The following is a 9,568-nucleotide window of genomic DNA, read 5'->3' as shown; positions in this document are numbered from 1 at the left end:
GGCCTGCCGATGGCTTTGACGACGGCGGTCAATGAGATGGTGGGGTCGGCCTGCCTGTCATTGCAGCTGAACCCCTTGATGACCCAGGGCCAGATCGAGGCGCTGGAACATCACGCGAGCGATGAGTTGAAAGCGATTTACCTGCCCAAGCTGATTTCGGGCGAGTGGAACGGGACGATGAACCTGACCGAACCGCAGGCCGGGTCGGATGTGGGCGCGCTGCGATCCAAGGCGGAACCCAATGGCGACGGGACCTATGCGGTCACGGGGCAGAAGATTTACATCAGCTGGGGCGACAATGATTTCACTGCCAATACCTGCCATCTGGTGCTGGCGCGGCTGCCCGACGGGGTGCCGGGGACCAAGGGGATCAGCCTCTTCATGGTGCCCAAGTTCATCCCCGATGCCGATGGCAATCCGGGCGAGCGCAACAGCCTGAACGTGGTAAGCCTGGAACACAAGCTCGGCCTGCATGGGTCCCCCACTGCGGTGATGCAGTTCGATGGGGCACGCGGCTGGATGGTTGGCAAACCTCATGGCGGCATGGCGGCGATGTTCACCATGATGAACAATGCGCGGCTTGGTGTGGGCGTTCAGGGGCTGTGTGCGGCTGAGGGCGCGTATCAGCACGCGCTGGCCTATGCGCTGGAGCGCAAGCAGGGGCGCAGCCCGGTGGAGGGCGGTACGGGCACCATTCTGGACCACGCCGATGTGCGCCGGATGCTGATGCAGATGAAGGCGGAGATTTTCGCGGCGCGGTCCATCGCTTTGGACAACGCGGTGTCGATCGACATGGCGACCGCCACGGGCGATGCGGCTTGGGCGGCGCGCGCGGCGCTGCTGACGCCGGTGACCAAGGCCTATGGCACGGAGACCGGGATCGCGGTCAGCCAGTTGGGGATCCAGGTGCATGGCGGCATGGGGTTCATCGAGGAAACGGGCGCGGCGCAGTATCTGCGCGACGTGCGGGTGACGGCGATCTACGAGGGCACCAATGGCATTCAGGCGATGGACCTTGTGGCGCGCAAGATGATGGATGGCGGCGCGGCGATGTTCGCGCTGCTCGATGAGGTCGATGCGACGGCGACGGCGGGCGATCACGCCGGGCTGGCGGCGTCAGCGACCGCGCTGCGCGCGGCGACGGAAACGCTGGTCGGCATGGAGATGAACGACCGGTTCGCGGGCGCGGTGCCCTATCTGATGGGCGTGGCGCGGGTTCTGGGCGGGCACTATCACCTCAAGGCGTCGCTGGCCGAGGGTGGCGATGGTCCACGCACGAAACTGGCGCGCTTCTTCCTTGGCCGGTTGTTGCCCGAGGCCCATGGCCTGCTGACGCAAGCGCTGGCCGGGGCCGAGGATGTCTATGCCCTCAGCGCGGATGAGTTCGCGGCGTGATCCGATACCCGTTTGAGACACCCCCCGCCCCCGGCGAGGCCATAGAGGTCGCCGAGGGCATTCTCTGGCTGCGCTCTCCGCTGCCGATGGCGTTGGACCATGTGAATATCTTCGCCCTGCGGGACGCGGACGGCTGGACCATCGTCGATACCGGGTTCGACAGCCGCAAAGGGCGGGCATTGTGGGAAGCCGCGTTGGCCGGGCCGCTTGGCGGCCTTCCCGTGGCGCGTGTCATCGTCACCCACCACCATCCCGATCATGTGGGGCTGGCGGGCTGGTTCCAGTCGCGCGGGGCGGAGCTGATCACCACCCGCACCGCCTGGCTGATGGCGCGGATGCTGGTGCTCGATGTGCAGGAAGCGCCGACCGAGGAAACGCTTGCCTTCTGGCGCGGCGCGGGGATGGACGCGGAGATCTACGCCAGACGCGCGGCGGAGCGGCCCTTCAACTTCGCCGATGTCGTGGCCCCCATGCCGCTTGGCTACACCCGCATCCGCGAGGGCGACCACCTGCGCATCGGCGGGCGGGACTGGGACGTGCGGATCGGCCATGGCCACGCGCCGGAACATGCCACCCTGTGGTGCCGGGATGAACCGCTGGTTCTGGGGGGCGACCAACTGCTGCCGTCGATTTCCCCCAACCTCGGCGTCTACGCGACCGAGCCGATGGCCGACCCGGTGGCGGACTGGATCGAAAGCTGCGGCCACCTGGCGCGCTTCGCCCGGGCCGACCAGCTTGTCCTGCCCGGCCACAAGCTGCCCTTCACCGGGCTGCCCGACCGGATGCACCAGCTGATCGAGAACCACCACGGCGCCCTGTCACGTCTGCGTGAGCATCTGGACCGGCCCCGCGTTGCTTCCGATTGCTTTCTGCCCTTGTTCAAAAGGCAGATCGGCGAAGGCACCTATGGGTTGGCGCTGGTCGAGGCCATGGCCCATCTCAATCATCTGCTTGCCCTGGGCGAGGTCACGCGCAAGAAACGGGAGGACGGCGCGTGGCTATGGCAACTCAGGGAGGGGACGTGACACAGGATATCCAGACATCGGCCGAGGCCATGGAGGCAGCAGCGTTGCCAGATGCGGGCGTTGTGCATTGCGACCCCTGCACCCCGCCGACGCCCGAGCAACTGCCCCTGCCCGCGAAAGTGCAGGAAAAACCGGTGGAAGAGAAATCGCCCGCCGAATGGGCCTATGAACGGATCATTCTCTACATCCAGAATTTCGAGAAGCAGTTGGATGCGGAGCACGAGGTCGCCATGGGCTTTACCGGGTCCGACAGCGGCGTGATGCGGATCGAGGGGATGGGCTTCTTCGGTCCCGATATCCTGACCTTCTACGGCAGCGACGATGTGGGCATCAAAACCCAGATGATCCAGCATGTCAGCCAGCTGAACGTCACCCTGCGCGCCCTGCCGAAACTGCCCGACCGGCCCGCCCAGAGGATCGGTTTCCGGCTGGCCGGCGATCTGGAGGCCGAGGCCGAGGGCTGATGCGCGTTCTGTGCCTGAATGCCTGGGGCGGCAAGCTGCATGATGCGCTGATCGCGTATCTTGCGGACGCGTCCCCAGACATTCTGTGCCTGCAAGAGGTGACCCACAGCCCCGAAAGCGACAAGGATTGGCTGACCTATCGGGACGGCGATCATGTACTGAATCAGCGCGCCAACCTGTACCGCGATGTTGCCGCCGCGCTGCCTGATCATGCGTGCCAGTTCTGCCCGGCCGCGCAGGGTGTGCTGTGGGACGGGGACCGCCCGGTGCCCTCGCAATGGGGGCTGGCGACGTTCGTGCGGCGGACGGTGCCGGTGATCGGGCAGGTGCAAAAGTTCGTTCACAAGGGTTATGGGGCGCATGGGTTCGGGGACCATCCACGGTCCAGGAATGCCCATGGCGTCCGGGTCTGGGACCATGTCCGCGACCGGGCTTTGACCGTCGTTCACATGCACGGGCTGCGTGATCTGTCCGGCAAGGGCGATACCCCCGAACGGCTTGCGCAGGCGAAGCGTCTTGCGGCCCTGATCCAAGGCCTTGCCGAGCCAGGAGATGACGTTGTGGCCTGCGGCGATTTCAATGTTCTGCCTGACAGTGCCACCTTCGATATTCTGGCCGGGATCGGGCTGCGCGATCTGGTCACCGGACGGGGCCATGACGGCACACGCACCGGGCTCTATCCCAAGCCGGGCAAGTTTGCCGACTACATGCTGGTCAGCGCCTCTCTGGCGGAGGCCGGGTTCGACGTGGTGCGGAACCCGGAGGTGTCGGACCACTGCCCGCTGTTGCTGACCATAGAGCCCCGAGAGCCGGGTAAAACGGTCACATAAGGCCGCTACAAGGGGGTGAAGCCCGTGACAGGCGCGGCGAAATCGTCTAATTCGAATCGCAACGCAACACACAGGACGAATGGGGACAGACCCGATGGCAGACAACACCCACAAGCACGGTGAAATGGAGATCCGTGAGCAGGAAGCAACCTTCAACGGCTTCGTGAAATTCCTGACCAACAGCATCATTGCCTGTCTGGTCGTGGTGGTGATCCTGGCGGTGTTCTTCCAATGATCTTCCGGCGCGCGTTTCTGGCCCTCGGGCTCCTGCTCGGCTTGGCCGCCTGTGGCGCGGAACCGGTCTGGGCGCCCGACGAAGCCGTTGCGCGCGCCCGCTACGTTCCCGCCGGTCCGCCGACGGTGACGCTTTATACCATGATCTCGAACACCTCGGGGGCTGGTGGCCATTCCGCTCTTATGATCGACGGGGAACAGCGGCTGCTGTTCGATCCGGCTGGCACGTGGCACCACCCGCAGGCCCCCGAACGCAATGACGTGTTCTTCGGGATGAGCCCGCAACTGCATGACTTCTACATGGATTACCACGCGCGCGAGACCTACCACGTCGTGGTGCAGGAGGTGGAAGTGACACCCGCCATTGCCGCACAGCTGAGCCAGGCGGTGCTGTCCTACGGCGCGGTACCCAAGGCGCAGTGTTCCTTCTCGATCTCGCATATCCTCAGCCAGGTTCCCGGATGGGGCCACATCCAGCGATCCTACTTCCCACGCCGGACCATGGAATCCTTCGCGGAAATCCCCGGTGTGCGCGAAGAGCGGGTCTATGACGATGATTCCGACAACAACCGCGAGATTCTGGCGCGACAGGCGGCGGTGGAACTGCGCAATCAGCGGGTGGCCGAGATCATCGCAGATGGGGGCTGACCGTCGCCGCCAGGTCTGACCGCTTTCGCACCCCGCACCATCCGGTCGCGGGGTGTTTTCTTGCACCTTCATCGCTGCAAGACTGATCTGGAATATGCTGCCAAAGAAAAACCCCCGGGCCGGGTGGCGCGGGGGCGTCGTTCGGGCGGCAAGCCGCCCCTTGGTTCGCAAAGCCTGAACGGTGCTTAGAGCATCCCTTCGCGCTGCGCTTTCTTCCGAGCCAGCTTGCGAGCACGGCGAATTGCTTCGGCCTTCTCACGCGCTTTTTTCTCGGACGGTTTTTCGTAATGCTGCTTGAGCTTCATCTCACGAAAAACACCCTCACGCTGCAGCTTTTTCTTCAGAGCCCGGAGGGCCTGATCGACATTGTTGTCACGAACGCTAACCTGCATGTGGTTTTCACCACCTTTCTAAGTTGGAGTTGCAAGAATTTGCAGGAGGTGGCCGTTTAGCAAAAGCCCGGCTATATGTCCAGCATCTGCCACGCGTCCCGAAAGGAGACCCCGATGCAAGATCTGAAACACCAAATTCTCGATGCCGCCCTGCTGCATGTCGTCTTTGATGGCTGGTCCGAGGCCACGCTTACCGCTGCAATCGCGGACACCGGCGCCGATGCGGGCGAGGTGCGGGCGCTGTTCCCGCGCGGACCGGTCGACCTTGCGCTGGCGTTTCACCGGCGCGGCGATGACGCGATGGTGGCGGCGCTGACGCCTGCGGCGCTGGCGGGCATGAAGATCCGCGAAAAGATCACGCACGCGATTCGCATCCGGCTGGAAGCGATGGAGATGGATAAGGAAGCGGTGCGGCGCGGCACGACGCTGTTCGCCCTACCGATTCATGCGGGCGACGGGGCCAAGGCGCTGTGGGAAACCGCCGACAAGATCTGGACTGCGATCGGCGACGAAAGCAACGACTACAACTGGTACACCAAGCGCATGACGCTGTCGGGGGTCTATTCCTCGGTCGTGCTCTACTGGCTTGGGGATCACTCCGAAGGGCACGAGGCGACCTGGGCCTTCCTCGACCGGCGGATCGAGGATGTGATGCGCTTCGAGAAGTTCAAGGCGCAGGCGCGGGACAGCAAGCTGCTGAAACCGCTGATGGCGGGGCCGGAATGGCTGCTGAGCCATTTGAAGCCGCCGTCGAAAGGGGGCATGGCCGACATGCCGGGACATTGGGGCCGGAACGACGGTCAGGGGGAAGGATAAACGATGAGCCTGCCAGAGACGATGCGCGCGGTTGAAATCACGGAAGCCGGCGGGCCGGAGGTGCTGCGCCCGGTGACGGTGCCGGTGCCGTTGCCCTGTGCCGGGCAGATCCTGATCGCGGTGGACTATGCCGGCGTGAACCGCCCCGACGCGCTGCAGCGGGCGGGCAGCTACGCGCCGCCCGCCGATGCCTCGCCCCTGCCGGGGCTGGAGGCGGCGGGGACCGTGGCCGCCGTGGGGCCGGGCGTGTCCCTGTGGCAGGTGGGTGACAAGGTAACGGCACTGCTGCCGGGCGGCGGTTATGCCGAATACGTGCTGACCTTTGCCGACCACGCGCTGCCGGTGCCGCAGGGCATGGCGATGGACCGCGCGGCGGCGCTGTGTGAGACCTTCTTCACCGTCTGGTCCAACGTCTTCATGCGTGGGGGCTTGCAGGCGGGGGAGCGGTTTTTGGTCCATGGTGGATCGTCGGGCATCGGTACGACCGCGATCCAGTTGGCGCGGGAATTCGGCGCGCGGGTCTTCGCAACCGCCGGATCGGCAGAGAAATGCGCCGCCTGCGAGGATCTGGGCGCGGAACGGGCGATCAACTACCGCGAGGAGGATTTCGCGGAGGTGCTGCGCGGAATGGGCGGCGCGGACCTGATCCTCGACATGGTGGGTGGGCCCTATATTGCGAAGAACCTCAAGGCGCTGGCCGATGACGGGCGGCTGGTGCAGATCGCGTTTCTGCAAGGCCCCAAGGCCGAGGTGAATTTCGCACAGCTGATGACTCGGCGGTTGACCATGACGGGATCGACCCTGCGCCCGCAAAGCGTACAGGCCAAGGCGCGCATCGCGGCGGAACTGGCGGCGAATGTCTGGCCGCTGCTGGAGGCGGGCAAGATCGGGCCGGTGATGGATTCCGAATTCCCGCTGGAAGATGCCGCGGGGGCCCATGCGCGGATGGAGAGCTCCGCCCATATCGGCAAGATCGTCCTGAAGGTCCGCTGACGCGGTTTCGCCGACTGCGTCGTCGACTCGGGAGCGGCTCTCGTCAGGCTCCTTCGGAGCCCTCCTCGGGCCGCGTTGCCACGGGTTAGGGGGGGGCAGGTTTGGACCGGTGAGGCTTGCTCCGGGCCGAACGGGAGGCGGGTCGCGCCCGTGCGTCGTGCCGGAACCAGGGATTGCCGCCGGGCTGCATTTGTCGCTGAATACGTGGCATACGGCCCTGTCCGAGGAGTGACCGACCATGCTGCGCATTCTGAAACATCCGGTGTTCCTTCGCCTTTTCACGGCGCAGGTCGTGGCACTACTTGGCACCGGGCTGTTGACCGTGGCGCTGGCGCTGCTGGCCTATGATCTGGCGGGCGATCGGGCGGGCACGGTTCTGGGCACCGCGCTGACGATCAAGATGGTGGCCTATGTGGGCCTGTCGCCTGTTCTGGCCGCTGCATTGGCGCATGTGCCACGCAAGGCGGTGCTGGTGGGGGCGGACCTGATCCGGGCCGGCGTGGCGCTGGCGCTGCCCTTCATCGACGGGGTCTGGCAGATCTACGGGCTGATCTTCGTGTTGCAGGCGGCATCGGCCAGCTTCACGCCCGCCTTTCAGGCGACCATCCCCGATGTGCTGACAGATGAGGCGGACTATACCAACGCCCTGTCGCTGTCGCGGCTGGCCTATGATCTGGAAAACCTGCTCAGCCCGACGATTGCCGGGCTTCTGCTGCTGGTTGTCAGCTATTCGATGCTGTTTGTCGGAACCGTCGCAGGGTTCCTGATTTCGGCGGTCCTGATCCTGAGCGTGTCCCTGCCCGCGCGGGCCAGCGGAACGCAGAGACCGTTCCGCGAACGGCTGACACGCGGGACGTTCATCTACCTTGCCACGCCCCGCTTGCGGGGGTTGCTGGCCCTGAACATGGCCGTCGCCGCCATCATCGCCTTCGTGCTGGTCGATACGGTGGTCCTGGTGCGGGGGCGATTTGACGGAGGGGAGCGAGAAGTGGCCATTGCGATGGCAGCCTTCGGGGCCGGGTCCATGGCGGCGGCGCTGGCGCTGCCCCGGTTGCTGACATGGCTGGCCGACCGGGCGGTGATGCTGGCGGGTGGAACCGGGCTGGCCCTGATCGGGTTTGGCTACGCGCTGGTTCTGCGAGGAGAGGGGCAAAGCTGGGGTCTGCTGCTGGCGATCTGGGCGGTTCTGGGCCTGTGCAATTCGGCGGTGATGACGCCCTCGGGCCGGTTGCTGCGCAGGTCCGCCCATGAGGAGGACCGGCCGGCGATCTTCACGGCACAATTCGCGCTGTCCCATGCCTGCTGGCTGCTGGCCTATCCCGCGGCGGGGTGGTTGGGGCCGTGGCTGGGGCTTGAGACGACGCTGGCCGTGCTGGCCCTGCTGGCGGGCGGTTCGGTTCTGCTGGCCATGCGGGTCTGGCCCGCCAGCCGCCGCGATGTGATTGAACACAGCCACCCGGATCTGCCGCCAGATCACCCGCATCTGCGCGCCCATGGCGGCGCGCGGCGGCATAGCCACCGGATCATCATTGATGACGAACACCTACACTGGCCGCCTCAGGGCTAGGGGGCGGGGAACGCTCCCGCCCCTTGGGGTCCATCACATGGGCAGGATCTCGGCGACCTCAACGCTGCCGCCATCGTCAAGGATCGGGCAGGTCCTGGCCATTCCGGCTGCGGCATCCTGATCGGCAGCCTCGACGATGGAATAGCCCGAAACAGGGTTCGATCCGCCGTTGTCGGCCACACCAGCGGAGCTGACGGTCTTGGACAGCCCAACCGGCGCGCCGCCATCCACGAGAGCGTTGCCGAGGCTTCCCATCCAGGCGCCCCAGGCAGCCATGACACGCTCCTGCTCGGCTGGGTCGGATGGCGCCTTGCCGCCGTGATAGACGAAAATGAACTTGGACATGGGGAGGATCTCCTTCGGGTCAGGTGGCGAGAAGGGCGTCGAGCTTGGTCAGCGACGAGCTCCAGCCGGTGTTGTGATTTGCGACGGCATCTTCATCGGCGAGATCGACATGAGAGAGACGGAACAATGTGCCGCCTGACCCGTCCGGTTCCACGGTAAAGGTCACATGGCTTTCCGGGCCGCGCGTGTCAGTATCGTCATGCCAGGCCCATGTGAAGCCGACGGATCGGGGCGGGTCCACATGGGTGACCTGGCCGGTCACCTTGTAGCGCGCGCCGTCTGCATTGATCATGACCGAGCCCCAGGGGCCGAGCCGGGTAAAGTCGAGAGTGTCGGACTCGACCCGGAGCCCCTCGGGACCCCACCATTGCAAGAGTGCCTCTGGCCGGGAGATCGCTTCGAAAACCCTTTCGGGGGTTGCCGCGAAGTGGCGGGTCAGGGTGAGATCGGCCATAGTCAGCTCTCCTTCTGGCTGTCGAGGATCTGGGCAAGTCGGTCGAGGCTGCCCTCCCAGAACTCCCGTTTTGATATGGTCCAGCTGGCGATGGCCTGAAGGGCCTCGGGCTCTACTGAATAGATGCGCCGCTGCGCGTCGATCTGCTGGCGGATGACACCGGCCTGGCGCAGCACCTTGAGATGCCGGGAAATGGCCGGGGCGGAGATATCGGCAATATCCTGAAGCTGGCCGGCGCTTTGTGGTCCGTCCGACATCAGCCGGGTGACAATGGCCAGCCTTGTGGGGTCGCCGAGGGCCGCGAATTTGGGCGCGAGGGGGGTGGGGGTGCTCTCCATAGTTGAATAACATAATAGTTAATTAACAAAGGAGTCAATAGAGTCCTGTCAGCTGCTGTGCGAAAGC

The 9,568-nt window shown here is 65.2% G+C and carries 13 protein-coding genes; 9 read left to right on the top strand and 4 right to left on the bottom strand.

What is annotated here, in order from left to right:
• The 6 genes from BKY26_RS15515 to BKY26_RS15490 all read left to right on the top strand — a co-directional run.
• Positions 1-1,395, top strand: a 1,395-nt coding sequence (locus BKY26_RS15515; protein WP_071691299.1) for an acyl-CoA dehydrogenase family protein, incomplete at its 5' end; no start/stop codon positions are given.
• Complete coding sequence (locus BKY26_RS15510; RefSeq protein ID WP_071691296.1) at positions 1,392-2,420, top strand: MBL fold metallo-hydrolase; 1,029 nt, start codon at positions 1,392-1,394, stop codon at positions 2,418-2,420. The genes BKY26_RS15515 and BKY26_RS15510, both read left to right, overlap by 4 nt.
• Positions 2,417-2,884, top strand: a complete 468-nt coding sequence (locus BKY26_RS15505; RefSeq protein ID WP_169829070.1) for a DUF6173 family protein — start codon at positions 2,417-2,419, stop codon at positions 2,882-2,884. The genes BKY26_RS15510 and BKY26_RS15505 overlap by 4 nt, the downstream gene beginning before the upstream one ends.
• On the top strand, positions 2,884-3,714 hold the full coding sequence (locus tag BKY26_RS15500; RefSeq protein WP_071691294.1) for an endonuclease/exonuclease/phosphatase family protein: 831 nt from the start codon (positions 2,884-2,886) through the stop codon (positions 3,712-3,714). The genes BKY26_RS15505 and BKY26_RS15500 overlap by 1 nt, the downstream gene beginning before the upstream one ends.
• Before the next feature lie 94 nt (positions 3,715-3,808).
• Positions 3,809-3,949, top strand: a complete 141-nt coding sequence (locus tag BKY26_RS15495; protein WP_071691298.1) for an aa3-type cytochrome c oxidase subunit IV — start codon at positions 3,809-3,811, stop codon at positions 3,947-3,949.
• The gene (locus tag BKY26_RS15490) at positions 3,946-4,596 is read left to right on the top strand and encodes a hypothetical protein (RefSeq protein WP_071691293.1); all 651 of its coding nucleotides are present in this window, start codon (positions 3,946-3,948) and stop codon (positions 4,594-4,596) included. The genes BKY26_RS15495 and BKY26_RS15490 overlap by 4 nt, the downstream gene beginning before the upstream one ends.
• Positions 4,597-4,781: 185 nt before the next feature.
• On the opposite strand, the gene rpsU is transcribed toward BKY26_RS15490, so the two are convergent.
• Entirely contained in the window at positions 4,782-4,988 is a 207-nt protein-coding gene (rpsU, locus tag BKY26_RS15485; protein ID WP_071673777.1) for a 30S ribosomal protein S21, read from the bottom strand.
• A gap of 114 nt (positions 4,989-5,102) precedes the next feature.
• On the opposite strand from rpsU, the gene BKY26_RS15480 reads away from it, so the two are divergent.
• From BKY26_RS15480 to BKY26_RS15470, 3 genes are all read left to right on the top strand, one after another.
• Positions 5,103-5,804, top strand: a complete 702-nt coding sequence (locus BKY26_RS15480) for a COQ9 family protein (protein ID WP_083431482.1) — start codon at positions 5,103-5,105, stop codon at positions 5,802-5,804.
• Between the two features lie 3 nt (positions 5,805-5,807).
• Positions 5,808-6,797: an NAD(P)H-quinone oxidoreductase gene (locus tag BKY26_RS15475; protein ID WP_193600201.1), complete on the top strand. Its 990-nt coding sequence runs from the start codon at positions 5,808-5,810 to the stop codon at positions 6,795-6,797.
• Positions 6,798-7,035: 238 nt separating this feature from the next.
• Positions 7,036-8,364 carry an MFS transporter gene (locus tag BKY26_RS15470; RefSeq protein ID WP_071691291.1) on the top strand — a complete coding sequence of 443 codons (1,329 nt, stop codon included), beginning with the start codon at positions 7,036-7,038 and terminating at the stop codon, positions 8,362-8,364.
• Between the two features lie 33 nt (positions 8,365-8,397).
• On the opposite strand, the gene BKY26_RS15465 is transcribed toward BKY26_RS15470, so the two are convergent.
• Genes BKY26_RS15465 through BKY26_RS15455 form a run of 3 tightly spaced genes read right to left on the bottom strand, consistent with a single transcriptional unit; the run spans position 8,398 to position 9,501 of the window.
• Entirely contained in the window at positions 8,398-8,709 is a 312-nt protein-coding gene (locus BKY26_RS15465) for a YciI family protein (RefSeq protein ID WP_071691290.1), read from the bottom strand.
• A 19-nt stretch (positions 8,710-8,728) separates the two neighbouring features.
• Positions 8,729-9,163 carry an SRPBCC family protein gene (locus BKY26_RS15460; RefSeq protein WP_071691289.1) on the bottom strand — a complete coding sequence of 145 codons (435 nt, stop codon included), beginning with the start codon at positions 9,161-9,163 and terminating at the stop codon, positions 8,729-8,731.
• A 2-nt stretch (positions 9,164-9,165) separates the two neighbouring features.
• A complete protein-coding gene (locus BKY26_RS15455; RefSeq protein ID WP_071691288.1) occupies positions 9,166-9,501 on the bottom strand; it encodes an ArsR/SmtB family transcription factor in 336 nt (111 codons plus the stop codon).
• Positions 9,502-9,568 lie beyond the last annotated feature (67 nt).

Source organism: Nioella sediminis, assembly GCF_001879695.1.
GTDB lineage: Bacteria > Pseudomonadota > Alphaproteobacteria > Rhodobacterales > Rhodobacteraceae > Nioella > Nioella sediminis.
The sequence above is the reverse complement of the archived record's forward strand: the minus strand, read 5'-3'. Positions and strand labels throughout refer to the sequence as shown.